General features: G+C 59.4%; 13 protein-coding genes. 3 read left to right on the top strand and 10 right to left on the bottom strand.

Annotated features, from left to right (window positions below; all coding sequences use genetic code 11):
* Nucleotides 1-19: 19 nt before the first annotated feature.
* From HER32_RS13600 to HER32_RS13580, 5 genes are all read right to left on the bottom strand, one after another.
* A complete protein-coding gene (locus HER32_RS13600) occupies nt 20-811 on the bottom strand; it encodes a hypothetical protein (RefSeq protein ID WP_168682255.1) in 792 nt (263 codons plus the stop codon).
* Between the two features lie 136 nt (nt 812-947).
* Nucleotides 948-1,664: a DNA repair protein RecO gene (gene recO, locus HER32_RS13595; protein WP_168682254.1), complete on the bottom strand. Its 717-nt coding sequence runs from the start codon at nt 1,662-1,664 to the stop codon at nt 948-950.
* Nucleotides 1,665-1,751: 87 nt separating this feature from the next.
* On the bottom strand, nt 1,752-4,091 hold the full coding sequence (locus HER32_RS13590; RefSeq protein WP_168682253.1) for a T9SS type A sorting domain-containing protein: 2,340 nt from the start codon (nt 4,089-4,091) through the stop codon (nt 1,752-1,754).
* Nucleotides 4,092-4,145: 54 nt separating this feature from the next.
* Entirely contained in the window at nt 4,146-4,781 is a 636-nt protein-coding gene (locus HER32_RS13585) for a thymidine kinase (protein ID WP_168682252.1), read from the bottom strand.
* 152 nt (nt 4,782-4,933) lie between these two features.
* The gene (locus tag HER32_RS13580; protein WP_168682251.1) at nt 4,934-5,266 is read right to left on the bottom strand and encodes a 2Fe-2S iron-sulfur cluster-binding protein; all 333 of its coding nucleotides are present in this window, start codon (nt 5,264-5,266) and stop codon (nt 4,934-4,936) included.
* A 36-nt stretch (nt 5,267-5,302) separates the two neighbouring features.
* Here HER32_RS13580 and HER32_RS13575 point away from each other — a divergent pair, with 36 nt between their 5' ends.
* The 3 genes from HER32_RS13575 to HER32_RS13565 all read left to right on the top strand — a co-directional run bounded on the left by HER32_RS13575 (nt 5,303) and on the right by HER32_RS13565 (nt 13,067).
* The gene (locus HER32_RS13575; protein ID WP_168682250.1) at nt 5,303-6,544 is read left to right on the top strand and encodes a hypothetical protein; all 1,242 of its coding nucleotides are present in this window, start codon (nt 5,303-5,305) and stop codon (nt 6,542-6,544) included.
* Between the two features lie 13 nt (nt 6,545-6,557).
* Entirely contained in the window at nt 6,558-7,598 is a 1,041-nt protein-coding gene (locus HER32_RS13570; protein WP_168682249.1) for a hypothetical protein, read from the top strand.
* Nucleotides 7,599-8,114: 516 nt separating this feature from the next.
* Nucleotides 8,115-13,067, top strand: coding sequence for an Ig-like domain-containing protein (locus HER32_RS13565; protein ID WP_168682248.1), 4,953 nt, complete (start codon nt 8,115-8,117; stop codon nt 13,065-13,067).
* Between the two features lie 445 nt (nt 13,068-13,512).
* On the opposite strand, the gene rodA is transcribed toward HER32_RS13565, so the two are convergent.
* The 5 genes from rodA to HER32_RS13540 all read right to left on the bottom strand — a co-directional run bounded on the left by rodA (nt 13,513) and on the right by HER32_RS13540 (nt 19,464).
* The gene (gene rodA, locus HER32_RS13560; RefSeq protein WP_168682247.1) at nt 13,513-14,790 is read right to left on the bottom strand and encodes a rod shape-determining protein RodA; all 1,278 of its coding nucleotides are present in this window, start codon (nt 14,788-14,790) and stop codon (nt 13,513-13,515) included.
* Between the two features lie 101 nt (nt 14,791-14,891).
* Nucleotides 14,892-16,733, bottom strand: a complete 1,842-nt coding sequence (gene mrdA / locus HER32_RS13555; RefSeq protein WP_149070807.1) for a penicillin-binding protein 2 — start codon at nt 16,731-16,733, stop codon at nt 14,892-14,894.
* A gap of 134 nt (nt 16,734-16,867) precedes the next feature.
* The gene (locus tag HER32_RS13550) at nt 16,868-17,407 is read right to left on the bottom strand and encodes a hypothetical protein (RefSeq protein WP_168682246.1); all 540 of its coding nucleotides are present in this window, start codon (nt 17,405-17,407) and stop codon (nt 16,868-16,870) included.
* The gene (gene mreC, locus HER32_RS13545; protein WP_168682245.1) at nt 17,407-18,330 is read right to left on the bottom strand and encodes a rod shape-determining protein MreC; all 924 of its coding nucleotides are present in this window, start codon (nt 18,328-18,330) and stop codon (nt 17,407-17,409) included. Before mreC ends, HER32_RS13550 begins: the two co-directional genes overlap by 1 nt.
* Before the next feature lie 108 nt (nt 18,331-18,438).
* Nucleotides 18,439-19,464, bottom strand: a complete 1,026-nt coding sequence (locus tag HER32_RS13540) for a rod shape-determining protein (RefSeq protein WP_149070810.1) — start codon at nt 19,462-19,464, stop codon at nt 18,439-18,441.
* Between the last annotated feature and the right edge of the window lie 151 nt (nt 19,465-19,615).

Here is a 19,615-nt window from a genome sequence, read left to right as displayed (position 1 = left end):
CTTTTTGTGTAAATAAATACTAATTCAAAATGGTGTGTCTAATCTTCAAAGAACTGAGCCGATCGTTCCAATGTTTACGATTAAATAGACTTCCATATTTGTACTCATCTAATTTTGGAACATTAACAGTTTGATATCTACGAGCTACAAATGCTAAGGATTGCCCATTATAGTCTCCGTGCTCATATAAGGTTACAACTATATCTTTCATACACGGCCCTTCTGGTAAATTGCCATTTCTTATTCTTAAAGAGCTAATCTTATCTTCCCAGTTTACCCCATTAATATTTGAAAGTGTAGATAAGTCTTTATCAAAATTACAGCTCTTAGAGGGGTCGCCGGTACACCAATCAGCATTTAATACTGCACCTGTCATATTTGCATCTACCCAAAATTCAACAGCTCCATATACCTGGAGTGGACTGGGATTAATTGTGGGGCAAAGATCAGCAGCAATGCTATAATTCGTTAACCACTGTTTTTTCCAGTAACTCGTTACGTTGTCTGATTTAGAAAATAAATAACCCTCAAAATCTTTTTGATTATCAAATAAATGAATTTTCGACTCATCATATGGATCCTGATAAATAACTAAATTTTTATTAGCAAAAATATTCTCAAGCTCATTTTTTTGATTATTATTTAGCATTTCTACATCACCGTTCCGCGACTTATACTCAACCCGAATTTCTTTACTATTATGCAGATACGTGATAGTATCTGATTCTTTCGCTTTGACTATTTCATCTTTTGAGCATGATGAGAATGCCAATATCGTACTCAAACCAAGTACTGACAGATAGTTTTTCATTTTTCTTACTTATTTAAGTTTACATCACAAAGCTAACCAACAAGGTTGATATAACTATATAACAAAATTTGATATAAAAAAAATTATATCACAAGCACCCATAAAGATAAAATCTAATTTATATTATCCTATTTTCCTACTCGGCTAATACCTCCGACAGCACTGCCAAGGACCGGATTTCTCCGAGCTTATCCACGTGCAGCTGGTAGTAGCGGATGAGCACTTGCAGCAGTTCACGCCGGACGCGGCCGTTGGGAATAGCGACCTGCGCCGGATTACGCAGCAGGTCGTCAAAATACTGGTCGAATTCCTGGAAGCGGAGGGCTACGGGCCCGGCATCGTGCGCCGTTGGCGCGGAGCCGGCAAAAGCTACCTGGGACGTAATTTCCTGGCCCGACTCGGCCCCAAAACCCAGGTAGTTGGACAGCTCGATCAGAAAATGTAGCGCAAAGTTTTCGAAGCCTTCTGCCTGCCGATCAAACTGCAGAATGGAGTCGTGTAGAAAGTTGAACAGCGGCTCGTTCTGCTCTTCTTCCAGCACCGTGCGGCCCACTACCTCCGACAGGAACAGCACCACGCTGCTTTTGCGCACGTCGTAAGGAATAGCCGAAAACGGCTCGGCGCACCGGAACTCCGACAGCCGGGTAATGCCGCCCTGCCGGGAGGTATAAGCCACCAGTTCCAGCAGGGTAAAAGGTTGAAACAAGGCAATGCGGCCCGGGGGCTTGGCCTTGCGCACCCCGTTCACTACATAAGATTGCAAGCCCAGCTGCTCGGTATAGACGCGGGCAATGATGGACGTTTCGCGGTACCGAATGTAGTTGAGAACTATACCGCGGGTTTTGATGAGCATAAGGCAATCAGTAAATGGGGGTATGGGCGAATGAGTGAATCGTAGGCTACCAGAACAAACCGCTCATTTACTTATTCACGCATTCACTTATTGTTCTACTACGGCAATCTTGCTGATGCAGCCGTTCTGGCCATCGGCATCGGACGTCAGCACCAGGTACACGCCCGACTGCACGCGGCGGCCGTTGTAGTCCTGCAGATTCCAGACTACGGTGCCGCCATTGGCGCGGGTTTGGTAAACGAGCAGCCCGCTTACGTCCGTGATTTTGACAATGGCATTATTGGCCAGCCCCGAAATGCCTACCTGCCCGGTAAAGCTGCGCCGCACGGGGTTTGGGTATACTTTCGCGCAATCGGGCTTGCCTTCCGTTACGGTAGCAGCCCCACGATACGTCACCAAGCCGGCTTCCGTCGCCACGAACACCTCACCGGTTTTGTCATTCACGGCCACATCCACAATTTTGTTGGAGGGCAGCGGACTATTATCCGTGGTGAAGTGCAGCAGGGCCTCGTCGGCATCTTCGTTGAAGAGCCACAGGCCGGAGTCGGTGCCGAACCACTTGCGGTTGCCGCCATCTACGGCCACTGTTTTCACCAGCTCCGTAAACAACGCCGGGAAATTGCTGCCCGTTCCACGTTTGACGATGGGCAGGCGGAAGCCCGGGTTGTCGGCCGTAAACACCAGGCTCGGATCATCGTAGACGGCCACGCCTTTGGCCGTAGCCACCCAAATAGCGCCGCGCCGGTCCTTCACCAGGTCGTAGATGTTGCCGCCTTTTTCGGGTAGGCCGCCGGCGCTTTCCGTAAAGATTCGGTAGTCTCCACTGGCATTCACGGCGACCATGCCCGTGCCTTCCTTGCGGGAGCGGGAAATCCAGGCCACGCCTTCATCATCTAAAGCAATGCGGTCTAGGTTTTCGGCCGCCGGAAAGTAGGGCACCGTGCGCCAGGTGCCGGCTGCTGGGGTAAAGATGTGCACCCCCGACACGTTGGCTACCTCCAGGTGGCGGTTGATTACCCACACGTCGCCGTTGCGGGCGGCGGCCACGTCCGTTACGCGGGTGTAGCCCGGGTCAGCCGGGATGGAGCTGATGAGCGGGTTGGGCTGATTATCGGTGGGGTTGAACAAGCGGAACTTGCCCGGGCCTTTCCATTCCAGCAGCCCGTTGGCGTAGCTGCCCACGTACAAGGTGCCATCGGCGGTACGGGTGCCCCGGGCCAGGTCCTGCGGGTCGGGGTACTGGGCACGGTCGGGAAAGGTCTGGGGCGTGATGTTGGTCCACTTTCCATCCAGGTACTCGAAAAACCCTTCGTGCTTACCCGATTGCACGAATCGGTCGGTAAAGCCTCCCGCAAAGACGGTGGTACGCCCGGTGGCATCGGGCAGGATGTTGAAGGCACTGGCCGTAGCCGGGGCATTGGTCACAAAATTCTCAAACTGCCGCTTATCCACCGACGACACCACCAACCCGCGCTGGTAATCGGCCACGTAAAGGCGCCCGTCGCGGCCCCGCAGCGCCGCACGCGGGTCTTTCACCAGCTCGTGCGGGTAAGTCTCCAAGGTTCCATCGGGTTGCAGCAGGGAAACATTCTCCTGATCTGCCACCACCAAGCCGGCGCGCGAAGGCATCAGCTGCCGGTAGGCCCGACCAGCCAACGCACTCAGCGGTACCCACTCCCGGCCCGTAAAGCGGAGGATAGCCGCGTAGTTCAGGCCGGCGTATACGTGGCCATTGTAGGTGGCCAGGGCGCGGTACGGGTCACCGTCGCGCGGCTCGCCTCCAGAGTCAGTCGTCCAGTTGCGGTAGTCGAGCAGGTTATCCTTCAAGTGCCCCCGCCGCAGGCCCGCGGAGGTAGCCACATAGAGGGAGTCGCCGAGGACGGTGGAGGCGAAGGTGCGCACGGCCGCGCCGCCCGGGCCAATGTTGGTATAGGTTTCGCGCACCTCCAGCCGGCCCATATCCAGCACCACCAGCCCAAAGCTACCCGCCAGATAGCCCCGTTTGGCATGGAAGTACAAGCTGTGGATGGTGTTGTCGCCGGCCAGCTGCTTGCGCAGGATGTCGTTGAGGTTGCGGATAGATCCATCGGGCCGCAGCACGTCGAGGTTGGCGTTGCGGTAGGCCACCACTACTTGCTGGGTAAGAGAGTCGTAGGCTACTGTGCGCACCCCCACATCGTGCAGCCCATCACGCCGGGACAACAGGCGGGTGGTGTGCAGCTCTTTGTCGAAGACGAAGAAAGCATCTTCCGTGGCCACGTACACCAGCGGTCCGGTGTCGGCCAGGGCCAGGGCCCGGTTGGTGGGCAGATGCAGCTGCCAGTCGCCGTAGCCAACGCGCCCCTGCGCCTGCCCGGCCATCCATACCCCGCAAACCAGTACGCCAATCAGAAAGCCAACTTGAAACGCACGTAGAAAAGGCCGCATGAAGAAAAGCTAAAAACCGAAGGATAGTGGCAGTCTAACGCTGGCGCGGGCAGATTAGTGCTGGGCCTGAGCCGTGGCCGTCAAGGGCTCTTCTTCGCCCTGCTTGCCTTTCTGGCCTTCCAGAAAACACCCGCGGCAACGAGCTTCGTACGAATCGGTTTCTCCCAGCAGAATCTTGCTTTCGGAGGCCGCAATGCGGAAGGAGTAGGAAGCAATTTCGCCGCAGCACACGCACACGGCGTGCACCTTGGTTACGTATTCGGCCACGGCCATGAGCACTGGCATGGGCCCGAAGGGCTGACCCAGGTAATCCATATCCAAGCCTGCCACGATGACGCGCTTGCCGTGGTTGGCCAGCTGGGTGCAGACTTCTACCAGGGAGGCATCAAAAAACTGGGCTTCGTCTACGCCCACCACGTCGCAGCTGCTGGCCAGCAAAAGCATTTCCTCGGGCAGCTGAATGGGCGTTGAGCGGATGCTGTTGGCATTGTGCGACACCACATCCTGGGCGTGGTAGCGGGTATCGAGGCCGGGCTTGAAGATTTCGACGTGCTGCCGGGCAATCTTGGCGCGGTTCAGGCGGCGGATCAGCTCCTCCGTCTTGCCCGAAAACATGGACCCGCAGACCACTTCTATCCAGCCCCGGCGGGGCACGTCGCGGGCATTGCCCACACGGGGTTCTATAAACACAGCGTTTTTTCGTTGAGCGTTGCCAGCTGCCAGCTTCCTGGCACCTATCAGAACCTCTAAGGTACGGCATTCGGGTGGCAGGCTCAAACGCTATTTGGTGTTCGAGTAGCTACTTCTCAGGGAATCAGCGGCTAGGATTGTCTTACTCGTCTCTACCGCTCCTCACGGCTGTACTGCTGGTGGGGCAGCTGGGTGGCCTCCGGCACGCGCCCCCTGACCGTGCCCGTTTCCAGGCGCGTCTGGCAGGTGAGACGTTCCTGAGCCAACAGGCGGCCGGCAGCCTGGTAGCGCAACTCGGGGGCGGTGGGCGGCGTTAGGAACTCCGCCCCCGCCGTCACTGCTATCCGGCACGTGGTGCAGCGGCCTTTGGCCCCGCAGGCGTGCATCCAATCGAAGCCAGCGGCCTGAATGGCGGCCAGCAGCGTGGCGCCAGTGGGCACTTCCACCATGGCACCAGGCAGGTTCTGCACTGTTAGTGTGGGCATCTTTCTCTAACTTTCCCGCCCCGAATCAGGCTTGCAATGAAGGACAAATATAGTCAACCCAAACTCGAAGCGTACGGCCAGAAGCTGGCTGCTCAACTGTGTGAACGGCATTTTGGCCCCCAACCCAACGCTACGCTTGATGGCCCCGCCGTGCTGCGCTTTACGCCGGTGCGCCAGGTAAACCTGTTTGTGGTGCAGCAGCTGCTGGCTAAGTGGACGGCCGAAATGGCCCAGCTTCGCAGCCCCTACTTTGATTTTGAGGATGCCGAGGTGCGCCAGGCCCTTACCCAGCTCATGAACCTGCTTTCCCGGCGCATTCGCCTGACGCGGGAAACCTTTGAGCCGTTGCTGGCCCGGGCCGTGACGGATACCCTGCGCGTGGCCGCTGAACCCGCCGTGGGCTTCGACGAAAAGCTGCTGCCCGCGCAGCAAACCGTCACGCGGGAGCAGCTGCAGGAAGGCCTGCGCTATTTCGACGTGGAAAAACCGCTGTTTCAAGGCTTCGTGGAGTCGTTGCCGGCGGGCACGGCCCTGGACCGGGAGCTGCTTAGCAGCCGCTTCCGGTTGTATCAGCAAACCAACTTCCAGTCGATGCACCCCATGGAAACGGTGGTGAACGAGTTGAGTGCCCTGCTGCCTTTGTCAGAAATAGACTTGCGAGCCGACGAAGCCGCTACCCCCCCCTTGGCTCCGTCTCCGGTGGCAGCGCCGGCCCCCGCGCCCCGCGCTGTGCCCCAGCAGCCCTCCGAGCCCGCACCGGTTACAGCCAAACCGGCTCCTCCCGTTCCAGTACCACCTAAGCCGGCCGCTCCCGCGCCGCCAATAACTCCTGCCGCTACCACCCCAGTACCGGTGCCGCCCGCGCCCATTCCTGCTCCGGTAGCTGCCCCGGCCCCAGCAGTGCCACCAGTTGCTGCTACGCCAGCTGCGGCCGAAGTTCCCCTTTACGAAAAGCTCCGGACAGAGCACAGCTCCCCCGGCCTGGCCGAAACATTGCGGGCAGAGCGCCCGGCTACGGCCTCCCTGGCCGATAAAGCGCCCAAGGTGGAGTCCCTGCGGGAGGCTATTTCCATTAATCAGCGCTTCAGCTTTATTAATGAGCTGTTCAACGGCGAAAACATGGAGTACCACGCCGCCATTCAGAAGCTCGACGCTCTGCCCGATGCTGCCTCGGCCCGGCGCTACGTGCAGGAAGACCTGACGAAACAGTACGGTTGGGTGCGCAAGGACGAACACATCAACAAACTGCTGCGGCTGATTGACCGCAAGTTTGAGTAAGCACCCGGGCCCGATGGAAACTGCGGCCCCAACCTGGCCCCGCCTCTTGCGGCGGCACTGGCAGCGCCTGCTGCTGGTGTATGGGCTGGCCCTGGGTGTGCTGGCCGGACCGGCCTATACCATGTACGTCCACTACGACTTCTCCCACTCCCCCGACACGCGCAGCTACCTAAGCGTGGCGCGGGGTGAGTTTCGGGGCGTGAGCATCACACGCCGCTACCGGGTGCTGGTGCCCGCGGCAGCCGCTGCTATGGCTTGGCCCCTGGAGAAAGTGTACGCGCGTATCTGGCCCCAGCGCGCAGCCTCGGAGTGGCCATTGCGGCTGGCGTTTTATGTAGTAAATACGCTTGTACTGGGAGCAGCCGGGCTTTTGTGGTACCGAAGCAGCCGCTGCTACGGCGCTACCCGGGAAGCGGCTGCGCTGGCTATGGCGCTGGTGCTCAGCAGTCGTTGGGCCGTATACATTGCCGGCCTGCCCATGGTTGACAGCCTGTATTTATTGGTCTTTGCGCTGGGCTATTACGCGGCGGTAAGCCGTTCTCGGATGGCTTTGGCAGCGTGCATTCTGCTGGGGCCGCTGGCCAAAGAGTCGTTTGTGTTTCTGGTGCCGTGGCTGCTGATCTTCGCGCGGGGCGCGGGGCGCTGGCCGGTACAGGTAGCCTGGCTGGCGGTAGCCGGGGCCCTCACGTTCGGCATCCGGCACTGGATTGACGCGCAAGCGGGTACGCCCGCCAGTGCAAGCGTTAACAACGCGCTCAACCACTTCGAAAACGTTGTTTATTCGCTTCAACGGCTGTTTTCGGTGAAAGGCGCGGGTGAGTTGTTCAGTGTGTTCGGGTTTGCGACGTTGGCTTTGCTGCTGGTTCCCGTCCGCAGCTGGGCCCGGCCGCTGGGGTGGGCAGGTGTGGCCCTGGGCGCCGTAGTAGGGGCGCACATGCTGCTTTCCGGAGAGTTGGCCCGCATGGCTTATTTGGCAGCCCCCGCCTTTACGGTAGCCCTGGCGCTGGTCATCACGAAAGTACAACGTAGCCTGCCCAGCCGGCTGCCGTCGTGAACCACTTGCCGAGTTGTGCGCCGACAGAGCCAGGAAACACGATTACCAGCCTTCTAGCTCCCTGCCGTTACGGGGAGCCTCGTCCCTAATTATCAGGCAGTTTGGCGCTGAGCCGGACCTGCCTGATATTTTTTTGCCCTATCTGATTCCAAGCTGAATAAAATTTGGGCTACTGCCCACTTTTTACATTGTTTTTTACCTGCGCTGCCTCACCCCTGTTAGCTGCTACTGCATTACTAATGCCCAAACGGGTCCACCTCCGGCTTGCGCAGTAAGCGTATAAGTCACGTGCGACTTAACTAAAAAACGGGCTTTTTACGGTACTTAAGCGCGTTTTAGTAGTTGCTTTCCAAGAAATAATGCCGGTATATTTGGTACCCCTCCAAGTATCGGGCACCTACTTTTGGCTGGTTTAACCAGCTAACTCAGGTCTGAGCCGCCAGGTTGCGGCCACGCTTCCTGTTTGCCCGAGGTCTTGAGGGTGCCGCGCTGCCCCTCTACCATAATCCCACCATAATGAACACAACCTCTACCCCCTCGGGCCGCAGGCTCGGGCGCTGGGCCGGCCTGGCTTTGGCCGCCGGATTTAGCTGGCTGCTTCAGCCTACCGCTGCCCAGGCGCAGTGCAATCAGATTGTCTGGCAGGACGAGTTCGACACCCCCGGCAACTTTGATAAGTGGCAGGTGTACAACGGCGACGGCTGCAACGTGGGCAACTGTAACTTCGGTAATGCCGAGCTGCAGGTGTACCGCCCGGCCAACGCCACTGTTTCGGGTGGCGTGCTTAACATTGCCACGCGCTACGAAAACTCCGTGGAAGGCGGGCGCACCTACAACTACACCTCTGCCAAGCTACAGTCGAAAGTGCCCGCTACGGGCGGGCTGCAGACGTTTAAATATGGCCGCATTGAGGCGCGCATGAAGCTGCCCTCCGCCCAAGGGGCCTGGCCCGCATTCTGGATGCTGGCTGACCCCGGCAACTGGCCCTTCACTGGCGAAATCGACATCATGGAGGCCAAGCACAAGAACCCCAAGTCGGTGGGCGGCACCATTCACTACGACGCGGGCGGCTGGCACTTCACTGGGCGCGACTACATTTCGTCCATTGACTTGTCGCTGGATTTCCACGTGTACGCCGTGGAATGGGGCCCCGATCAGATTAAGTGGTTTGTAGATGGCAACCTGTTTCACACGGCCACGCCCAAAACCACGTTCGGGGGCGGCTGGCCCTTCAACGATGGCAACTTCTACATCATTCTGAACACAGCCGTGGGTGGCCCCGGCACGGCCTACACCGGCTTCCAGGAACCCATCCCTGCCGACTTTCCCGTAAACACGCAAGTCGACTATGTACGGGTATACAAAGGCACCTACAACTACGCGGTGTTCGGGGCAGACCAGGTGCACCAGGGCGACCAGAACAAAACCTACCGCATGGACGCCATTACCGGTGGCACCTACACGTGGTCGGTGCCCAGCGGGGCTACCATCACCAGTGGGCAGGGCACCAACGCCATTCAGGTGAACTTCGCCAGCGGGGCTGTGAGCGGCAACGTAACAGCCTCCGTGGCCGTGAGCGGCTGCACTACGGCTACTTATACCAAAGCCATTACCGTGACGTCCGCGCTGCAGCTGGACCGCGTGTATGAGGACTATGAAGCCAACCGCGTCATTACCTATGGAACTGTAACCGGTACGCTCACGCAGGCCGTAGCCAACCCTTCGGCAGTCATCAATACCTCCCCGACGGTAGGCAAGTACGTGCGCAATTCCAGTGAGCAGTACGACGTGATGTACGTGCGCAACCTAGGCATCAGCAACGCCAACGACTTTATTTCGGGACGCCGCAAGGTGTTCATTGATGTATACTCCACGGCTCCGGCGGGCAGCAAGGTCACCATGCAGTTTGAAAACAGCCAGGTAACCACGGCCACTAACTTCCCCTCGGGCCGACACAGCGCCTACCGAGCCTTCACCACGCGCCAGAACGCCTGGGAAACGCTGGAATTCGAGTTTGAAAAGAGCCTCGATGCCAATACCAGCATCTTCTCCATCAACAATGTGGCTTTCCTGTTCCAGCCAGCTACCAACTCCGGCTCCACATTCTACCTCGATAACCTGCTGATTAAGAAGCAGCCCGAAGCCCCCGTGGTTTCGACGGAGGTGTTGCTGAATTACGATGGCACCAGCAAGCTGACCTTCAACGCAGCGGGCACCAACGGCGTGTACACCGCCCCCACGGCCAACCCCGGCGCAGCCGGCGTGAATACCTCCGCCAACGTAGCCAAGTACGTGCGCAACTCCACCCAGCAGTACGACGTGCTGTTCCTGGATGCCGGCTCCCCCGGCACGGTCATTGAAGACGCCGGTCTGTTTAAGAACCAGACCTACCAGCTGCAGGTAGATGTGTATACCTCGGCTCCAGTGGGTACGCCCATCAACATCACCCTGCAAAACAAGGCGTTGGCGGCTCCGCTGAACTCGTTCCCGGCCGGCCGCAACAGCACCTACCTGGCCAATACCACCAAGCAGAACCAGTGGGAGACGCTCACCTTCGCGTTTAACAACGCGCCCGACGCGGGCACGGCCAACGTGGCCGTCGACCAGCTGGCCGTGCTGTTCAACAGCGGCTTCTTCACGGGCGAAACGTTCTACATCGACAACATTCGCATTGCCAAGAAAGCCACGCCTACCTATTCGGCCGCTACTACCTTCGAGAACTACGACGCCATCCGGAACCTGCCCTTGCGCAGCGCCAACGGCACGTACGTAGCGGCTGCTACGAATCCCTCGGCGTCGGGCATCAACACCTCGGCGAAAGTGGGTCAGTACACCCGCAACACTGCTTCGCAGTACGACGCCCTCACCCTGACCAGCACCCAGATTAAGGACGGCAGCGCCTACGTTTCGGGCCAGAAAGTGTTTGCCATGGATGTGTACACGTCGGCCCCGGTGGGCACCGTGGTATCGTGGCAGCTGGAAAGCAGCGCGGCCTCCACGCCCAGCAACTATCCTTCGGGCCGGCACAGCATCTACCAGGCCGTTATCAAGCAAACCAACGCCTGGCACACGCTCACCTTCTCCTACGCCAACTCGCCCGATGCCGGCACCGCCGACGCGGACATTGACAACGTAGTGATTCTGTTCTCACCCAACTCTACCAACGGCTCGGTGTACTACATCGACAACCTGCGTAGCCTATCAGCCGGCACCACGCCCACCAACGCAGCGCCCACGGTAAGTCTGACTTCGCCCGCTAACGGCGCCAGCTTCACGGCTCCTGCCTCCATCACCATCAGCGCCAATGCCGCCGACTCAGATGGCACCATTAGCAAAGTGGAGTTCTATAACGGCACCACGTTATTGAACACGGATACGGCTAGCCCTTATTCCTATACCTGGACGGGGGTAGGCGCAGGTACATATTCTCTCACAGCTAAAGCCACGGATAACGCGGGGGCGGTAACAACTTCCTCGGCCGTCAGCGTGACAGTGCCAGCAGCGCCCACGGCGCAGGCCATTCCCGGTACGATTGAAGCCGAGAGCTACACGGCCCAGCAGGGCACGGACAAGGAAGCCACGACCGACACGGGCGGCGGCCAGAACGTGGACTGGTACGAAACCGGCGACTGGCTCGACTACTCCGTGAACGTGGCCTCAGCCGGCCAGTACACAGTGGGCTTCCGCGTGGCTTCGGCCAACGGCGGGGCCACCCTGCAGCTGCGCAATAGTGGTGGTACGGTGCTGGGCTCCATCAACGTGGGCAACACGGGCGGCTGGCAGAGCTGGCAGACCATCAGCACCAACGTAACCTTACCAGCCGGGGTGCAGACCCTGCGCCTCTACGCCTCCGCCTCCACGGGCACGAATGTGAACTGGCTCAGCTTTACCGCCGTGACGACGAACACCCCACCCACCGTGAGTTTGACTTCGCCCGCCGCTGGCGCCACGTTCACGGCCCCGGCCAGCATCACCATCAACGCCAACGCCGCCGATGCCAACGGCACCGTGAGTTCGGTAGCCTTCTACCAAGGCACGACCCTGCTCGGCACGGATACCTCTGCGCCCTACTCCTACACCTGGACCGGCGTGGCCGCTGGCACCTACTCAATTACCGCCCGCGCAACGGACAACGCAGGAGCCGTAACCACCGCCTCGGCCGTGAGCGTCACGGTCAGCAACGCTCAGAGCGGGCAGACCATTCCCGGCACGATTGAGGCCGAAAGCTACGCGGCTATGCTCGGTATCCAGACCGAAGCCACCACCGACACGGGTGGGGGCCTGAACGTGGGCTACATCGAAACCGGGGACTGGATGGACTACGCCGTGAACGTGACCTCGGCCGGTTCCTACACCGTGGGCTTCCGCGTGGCTAGCCAGCCTGGTGGCGCTACCCTGCAGCTGCGCAACAGCGCCGGCTCGGTGCTGGGCTCGGTGAACGTGGGCGCCACGGGCGGCTGGCAGAGCTGGCAGACGCAGACGGCGACGGTGAGTTTGCCGGCCGGAGCGCAGACGTTGCGGGTTTACGCGGCCGCCGGGGGTGTGAACGTAAACTGGCTGAGCTTCGCGGCCGTGACCACGAACACGCCGCCCACGGTCAGCCTGACCTCGCCTGCTGCTGGCGCGACCTTCACCGCTCCAGCTAGCATCACCATCAACGCCAACGCGGCTGATGCCAACGGCACGGTTAGCTCCGTGGCGTTCTACAACGGCACCACGCTGCTCGGGACCGACACGAGTGCACCGTATTCCTACACTTGGACTGGCGTGGCCGCCGGTACCTACTCCCTCACAGCCCGTGCCACTGATAATGGCGGAGCAGTAACGACCTCCTCGGCCGTGAGTGTGACGGTGAGCAACGCCTCTACGGGCAGCTACTGCGCCGTGACCTCGGACTTCAGCTACGGGGCTGTGAGCAGCGGGGGCAACGTGACCATCACCTTCCACCCGCTGGGGGCTACGGCTGGCGGCAACCTGGCCATCCTCTACCTGCGCCAGGGCACGAGTGGGGCCTACCCCGGCTACACCATGACTAAGAACGCGGCCGGAGACTTCACCTACACGCTGCCCGTGGCCAATGGCACGCTCGTCAACCTCTACTTCACCTACCAAGTGGGTGCCGGCGGGCCCGAGCGTAACAACGCCGCCACGCCCTTCTCCTACACCGTGGGCACGGCCTGCTCCATGCAGGCCCGCACTGGCACTGCCCTGGCCAACCACAATGCCAGCAGCGTGTCTTCGGCCAAGCTCTACCCCAACCCGGCCAGCAGCCAGCTGCGGGTAGAAACCCTCGTAGCCGCCGAAACGCTGACGGTTACCGATGGTCTGGGCCGCGTGGTGCTGAAGCAACAGGTAGGCGGGCGCCAGCTAGTTTCTGACCTGAACATCAGTTCCCTGAACCGTGGCGTGTACTTCCTCACCATTCGGAGCAGCCAAGGCACCGAGGTACAGAAGTTCATCAAGCAGTAAACGGGGCCAGTACCCACAGGCAAAAGGGCCGCAGACTACGTCTGCGGCCCTTTTTTGTGCCCATCGAAAAAGGGCTATTAACTCTGTTCGGAATATTTTTTACACAAAATTCGGCGCTTGAATTCCAAAAGTCCAGTCTGTGGTTTCAAGCGTTTCGGCTGATGTTCGAAGCGCTCCGGCTACAGCATCGATTGTTCCGGGCCATGTTCCAGGCGTTCCGGCCTATGTTTCAATCGTTCCGGGTCATGTTCAGGCGTACCGGGTGTAGCGTCAGGCGTTTCGGCCTATGTTCGAAGCGTTCCAAGTCATGTTCCAATCGTTCCGGCCTCAGACACGGTCATTCCGGGTCATGTTTCAACGATTCCGGGTACGGACGCGGGTTTTTCCTGGCTGCTTCGTTACCTCTTGGGCCGGTGGGGCGTTGTAGCAAGAAAACTAGCCGGCTCTAATACCGCTCCAAATCCTGCTTGCGGTAGGCATCAATGGCCAGCAAGATGAACAGCAACGTGGTAAACGACCAGAGCGAGGAGCCCCCGTAGCTAAAAAACGGCAGCGGGATGCCCACCACCGGGGCCAGCCCAATGGTCATGCCGATGTTGATGCAGAAGTGGAAGAAGATGATACTGGCTACGCAATACCCGTAAGTGCGCCCAAACACCGATTTCTGCCGCTCGGCCACGTACACAATGCGCCCCAGTAAGGCCACAAATAGCCCAATCACCGTCATGGTACCCAGCCAGCCCCACTCCTCCCCCACAGTGCAGAAAATGAAGTCGGTGCTTTGCTCGGGCACAAAGTCGAACTTGGTTTGCGTGCCCTGCAGAAAGCCCTTACCCGCAAAGCCGCCCGAGCCAATGGCAATTTTGGACTGCGTCACGTTCCAGCCCACCCCCAGCGGGTCGGCAGAAGGGTTAATGAGCACCTCGATGCGCTTGCGCTGGTAGTCGTGCAGCACGCTGTTGAAGAAGTAATCCACCCCGAACACCATCCCAATCACCACCGCCCACACGCTGAGCGTGAGCGGCAGGTGATGGCGCAGCACCCGGGTATTAAAGCCAAAAATCAGGAGCAGAATGAGCGTGAAAGCCGCTACCAGCCAGAGCTTGGGCACCAACAAAGCCAGAATGAGAATCAGGGCCGCCGCCGCCAGCACCAGCAGAATCAGCGGCGACATACCTTCCCGGAAGTAGGCCAGCAGAAATGCCCCGAACACCAGCGCCTGCCCGGTTTCGTTGGCCGCCACAATCAACACCGGCGGCAGCAGCGTGAGGCCAGCCAGCACCAGCTGGTCGCGCCAGTTCTGGTTGCGCAGGTTGATGCCCGCCATGTAGCGCGACACGGCCAGGGCCGTAATAAACTTGGCAAACTCGGCGGGCTGCAGGCGCACCGGCCCCAGCTCCAGCCAGGAGCGGGAGCCCGCAATGGGCCGCGCAATCAGGGGCGTCACAATCAGCAGGGCTATCATCACCCCATACAGCACAAAGGCAAACGTGTCGTAGGCCTTGTAGTCAATCACCAGCAGCACCACAATCAGCACCACGGAGGTGCCAATCCACACCAGCTGTTTGCCGTAGTTGAACTCGAAGTTGAACAGGGAGGCAGCCGGGGCCTCGGGCGAGTAGCTGGCCGCGTACACGTTCAGCCAGCCCAGCAGCACCATCAGCGCATACAGGCCCACGGTTACCCAGTCGATACTGCGGCTATAGCGGGCGGGAGAAGCCATTTTGAAAGGAGTTTCGGGTTTCGAGTTGCTGGTTTCGGGTTACCAGTTTCGGGGTAGGGTTAGCAACTCGAAACCCGAAACTAGCAACCCGAAACTCTTTATTAGTGTCGGCGGGAAAGGAAACGGTCGGCGGGGCCGGGCAGCCAGTTTTCCCAGCGCTTCCGCCAGGGGGCTACCTTGCCCCGCAGGTATTTTTCCATGAGCAGGGAAGCCAGCGGAGCCGCCGAAAGTCCCCCGAAGCCCGCATTTTCAATAAACACGGCTACCACAATCTTCGGATCTTCGGCCGGGGCAAAGCCCGCAAAGGTTGCGTGGTCCTCGCCGTGGTAGTTTTGCACGGTTCCGGTTTTGCCGGCTACCGAAATACCCACGTCGGCCAGCGAAGCCAGGTTAGCCGTCCCGCCGCGCCCATCTACTACCTCCTGCATGCCCGGCACCAAGGCCTCGAAGTGACGCGGCTCGATGGGCAGGCGGTGCTGCACCTGAAACTGCGGCAGTGGCCCCTGCTTACCGATGCTGCGCACAAAATGCGGGGTGTAGTACCAGCCCCGGTTGGCAATGATGGCCAGAATATTGGCCATTTGCAGGCCCGTAATGCCAATTTCTCCCTGCCCGATGCTGAGCGAGTACACCGTGCGGAAGTTCCAGTGGTTTTTGCCGTACTGCTTGTTGTAGAAGTTAGGCGAAGGAATCAGCCCCATTCGCTCCCCCGGCAAGTCCACACCCAGGTGCTGAGCCAGCCCGAAGTTGACTACCTGCTGGCGCCAGTCGGCCAGGCCCAGGGCCGCGTCCTCGGTTTTGCGGGTCGAGCGGCCGCGCATCACCATGGCCCGCATCACCTGGTAGAAGTAGGGGTTGCAGCTTTGCTTGATGGCAATGTTGACGTTGTTGGGCGGCTCGTGGCGGTGGGTGCAGCGCACCAGCTTCCAGTTGCATTGGAAACCCGTGGTAGGCGTCACCACTCCGGCCTGCAGGGCAATGGCCTCGTTCACCAGCTTAAACACCGAGCCGGGCGGGTAGGTCGCCATCAAAGGCCGGTCGAATAAGGGCCGTTCGGGGTTGCGCAGCAGTTCCATATAGCGGTTGCCCAGCCCTTTGCCCGTCAGTTTATTGGGGTTGTAGCTTGGCGCCGACACAAACGCCAGGATTTCGCCAGTCTTGGGGTCGAGGGCTACCACGGAGCCGCGCTTGCCGGCCATCAGCTGCTCCGCCAGGCGCTGCAGCTCCCGGTCAATGCTCAGGTGCAAATCTTGTCCGGCCCGGGAGAGCGTGTCGAATTCCCCGCCGCGAAAAGCGCCTTTCTCAATGCCGCGCACGTTCACCATGCGGTACTGCACCCCGCGCTGGCCCATCAGCTGCTGCTCATAGAACGACTCCAAGCCCGAAATACCGAGGTTGTCGCCGGCTATGTACTTGGCATACTTCGGCTTTTCCAGATGAGCCGGTGTTACGGGCCCGACGTAGCCCAGGGCGTGGGCCATAATGGTATCCTGGTAAGACCGGGCCATGCGGGCTTTGATGCTGAAGCCCGGGAAGTCCATCAGGTTGTCCTGAATGGCGGCCAGTTCGGGCGTGCTCAGGTTGGGGACCAAGGGCGAGGCCTTCACCCTGGAATACGTTTTGGCCGCCAGCAACCCCGCCCGCAAGTCCTCCACCGGCAGCTGCAGCAGCTGGCAAAACCGGGCCGTATCAAGGGTTTTCACCTCGCGCGGCACCACCATCAGGTCATACACGGGCGTGTTCTGCACCAGGAGCTTGCCGGCGCGGTCGTAGATGAGGCCCCGGTAGGGCGTCTGCACAATGCGCTGGAGCGTGTTGCGGTCGGCCGCCAGCTTGTAGCTGCCATCGAGCACCTGGATATAGAACAACCGCGTCGCAAACACCACTGCCACAGCCAGAAAAATGGCCATCACCACAAACTTGCGGCCTTCTAAGTATTGCAAAGCAGAAAAACCTGAGAAATACGATGTTCCGATGCACTCACCGGAAGCGCAAAGATAACCAGATAGCCGTTGAGTAAGTTGCAAATAACCGGGCCACGCCGGCAGTGCCTACGTCGCGCGGGTGGGGTGGGCGGCTAGCGGCTGCGGCGGCCGGCCGGGAAGAATACCAGCTGAATAATGAGCAGTACCAGGCCCGTAAACAGCACGCTCACGAAGATTTTACCCAGCGTGAGGCCAATGGTGCGGAAGCCGCCCAGCTCCACGAAGAAAAATGCCGTGTGGTGGATGGCCAGCAATAGCACCAAGTACACGCCAAACCACTGCCAGCCCATGCGGTGAATATTCACGGAGTCGGAGGAGTCGTAGCCGTCCCGCGGGGTAAGCAGGCGCAGCACCCAGGGGCGCAGGTAGGCCACCAGCACCGTCGCCACCGCGTGCACCCCGCCCGAGTCGAAAAACACATCCATGGTGATGCCCATGGCAAAGCCCAGCAGCAGCTGCACTACAATGGGCGTGGCAATGGGCAGAAACAGCAGGAAGCCCAGATATAGAAAGCACCAGCCCAGGTTAAACAGCCCGGTGGGCGTGATATGGCTGATGATAAAGACCTGCACAAAGGCGTACAGCACAAACCGCAGCAGTTCAATGATCAGGGTACCAACTACTCCACGCATCAGGGCTTCCCTCCTTCCGGTTTAATGCCCGTGCGCACTTCCAGCGTATCGCGCTGGGCCTGGGAGCGGTTGCTCACCACGTACACATAGGTGAGATTAGCGAAATTGGTAGCTAGGCGCACCTGCACGGTCCAGAAGTTCTTATCGGGCTCTTTCACGAAGCTTTCTACCCGCCCAATCAGCACTCCTTCCGGAAATACCGCGTTGTAACCGGACGTCACCACGGTGTCGCCGCGCACGAGGCGGTTCTGCCGCGGAATATAGTCGAGCTGCACGTGGGTGGGGTCGTCGCCCAGCCACTTGATGCTGCCAAACGTGCCGTCGCGCAGGATTTTGGCCGAAATAGCCGTTTTGGAGTGAAGCACTGAGGAAACCGTGGCGTAGTTCTCACTCACCACCTTCACCCGGCCCACCACGCCCGCGGCCGCCACCACGCCCATACCCGGCCGGATGCCCTGCTGGCTGCCTACGTTCAAGGTCAGGTAGTTATCTACCCGCCGCAGGGTGTTGCTGATCACGCGCGCGGGTACCAGCGGATAAGCCGGGTCCTGAGCCGGGAGGCTGCGCAGCCCCAGCAGCAACGAATCGGGGCGGCCCAGGCGCTGGATGCGGGCCTGGCTGAGGCTGTCCTGCCGCACGGGCGGCACGGCGGCCACGCGGCGGGCCGTATCGGGCGGGTACAGCTGCTCGCGCAGCTTCGCATTTTCCTCTATTAAGGCCCGGTTCACGTCTACCAGCCGAAAGTAATCGTACACGCGCGTCCGGAAGGCCAGAAACTGCCCGGTGTAGGCATTGGCCGAGTTGAAGAAGGCCGCCCGCTGGTAGGAGCTGTTCCGCAACAGCAAAAACACGCTCAACACCTCCAGCAGGCCGAATACCAGCATACCCCGGTAACGGAACAGGAAGGCGAAGAGGTTATTCATGGAAGAGAGCTATGAGAACGTAAGAAGTGAGAAGTGAGACTTCGTTCAAACAACCGGAATGGGGTGCCAGAACCAAAGTCTCACTTCTCACTTCTGCTTATCTCAATTCTAGGTCAGCAGCACGCTGCGGAAAGCCTGGATATTTTTGATGGCGGCGCCGGTGCCGCGTACCACGGCCCGGAGCGGGTCTTCGGCAATGTGAATGGGCAGCTTGGTTTTGGCCGCCAGGCGCTTGTCGAGGCCGCGCAGCAGGGCCCCGCCGCCGGTCAGGTGAATGCCGTTTTCGTAGATGTCGGCCGACAGCTCGGGCGGGCTGATTTCCAGGGCCTTCAGCACGGCTTCCTCAATCTTGGCCACCGACTTATCGAGGGCAATGGCAATTTCCGACGAGGTTACCTTGATAACCTTCGGAATACCCGTCATCAGGTCACGGCCGCGCACCTCAAAGTCGGGGGGCGTCTGGTCCAGCTCGGTAAGGGCGGCGCCTACTTCAATCTTGATTCGCTCGGCGCTTCGCTCCCCAATGAGCAGGTTGTGCTGGCGGCGCATGTAGTCCAGAATATCCTGGTTGAACACGTCCCCGGCGGTTTTAATCGACTGGTCGCACACGATACCCGACAGGGCAATAACCGCAATTTCAGTAGTGCCGCCCCCGATGTCGATAATCATCGAGCCCACGGGCTGCTCCACGTCGATGCCGATGCCGATGGCCGCAGCCATAGGCTCCTGAATCATCCATACTTCCTTGGCGCCGGCGTGCTCGGCGGAGTCGCGTACGGCGCGCTTTTCCACTTCCGTGATGCCCGAGGGAATGCAGATCACCATCCGGTGCGAGGGCTGAAATAGCCGCGTCCGGGTGTCAATCATCTTGATCATTCCCTTGATCATTTCCTCCGCAGCGTGGAAGTCGGCAATTACGCCGTCTTTCAGGGGACGAATCGTTTTGATGTTGTCGTGGGTCTTTTCGTGCATCTGCTGCGCTTGCCGGCCCACGGCAATTACTTTATTGGTCGTGCGGTCTTTCGCAATAATGCTCGGCTCATCCACCACGATTTTGTCGTTGTGAATGATGAGCGTGTTGGCCGTGCCCAGGTCAATGGCAATGTCGCTGGTCAGAAAATTGAAGAAACCCATTGAGTAGCGGCAAATGAATGAGAACGGGCGGGTTGCGCCCGTCAAAAGTGGGGGCAAAGGTAAGCACTAACCGGGGATGTAACAGATAGTGGACGGATAAGAACGGATAATGCGTACTAGATGGTGTATCAGGGTTGGAAGTAGCCGGTTG

The organism is Hymenobacter sp. BT18, from assembly GCF_012273015.1.
In the GTDB taxonomy this organism is placed as follows: domain Bacteria; phylum Bacteroidota; class Bacteroidia; order Cytophagales; family Hymenobacteraceae; genus Hymenobacter; species Hymenobacter lutimineralis.
The sequence above is the reverse complement of the archived record's forward strand: the minus strand, read 5'-3'. Positions and strand labels throughout refer to the sequence as shown.

Coding starts and splice junctions, on each gene's coding strand:
- mreC (WP_168682245.1), bottom strand. CDS start 18,330: ATGAATAACCTCTTCGCCTTCCTGTTCCGTTACCGGGGTATGCTGGTA.
- HER32_RS13550 (WP_168682246.1), bottom strand. CDS start 17,407: ATGCGTGGAGTAGTTGGTACCCTGATCATTGAACTGCTGCGGTTTGTG.
- recO (WP_168682254.1), bottom strand. CDS start 1,664: ATGCTCATCAAAACCCGCGGTATAGTTCTCAACTACATTCGGTACCGC.
- HER32_RS13570 (WP_168682249.1), top strand. CDS start 6,558: ATGGAAACTGCGGCCCCAACCTGGCCCCGCCTCTTGCGGCGGCACTGG.
- HER32_RS13580 (WP_168682251.1), bottom strand. CDS start 5,266: ATGCCCACACTAACAGTGCAGAACCTGCCTGGTGCCATGGTGGAAGTG.
- HER32_RS13575 (WP_168682250.1), top strand. CDS start 5,303: ATGAAGGACAAATATAGTCAACCCAAACTCGAAGCGTACGGCCAGAAG.
- HER32_RS13590 (WP_168682253.1), bottom strand. CDS start 4,091: ATGCGGCCTTTTCTACGTGCGTTTCAAGTTGGCTTTCTGATTGGCGTA.
- HER32_RS13540 (WP_149070810.1), bottom strand. CDS start 19,464: ATGGGTTTCTTCAATTTTCTGACCAGCGACATTGCCATTGACCTGGGC.
- HER32_RS13600 (WP_168682255.1), bottom strand. CDS start 811: ATGAAAAACTATCTGTCAGTACTTGGTTTGAGTACGATATTGGCATTC.
- rodA (WP_168682247.1), bottom strand. CDS start 14,790: ATGGCTTCTCCCGCCCGCTATAGCCGCAGTATCGACTGGGTAACCGTG.
- HER32_RS13565 (WP_168682248.1), top strand. CDS start 8,115: ATGAACACAACCTCTACCCCCTCGGGCCGCAGGCTCGGGCGCTGGGCC.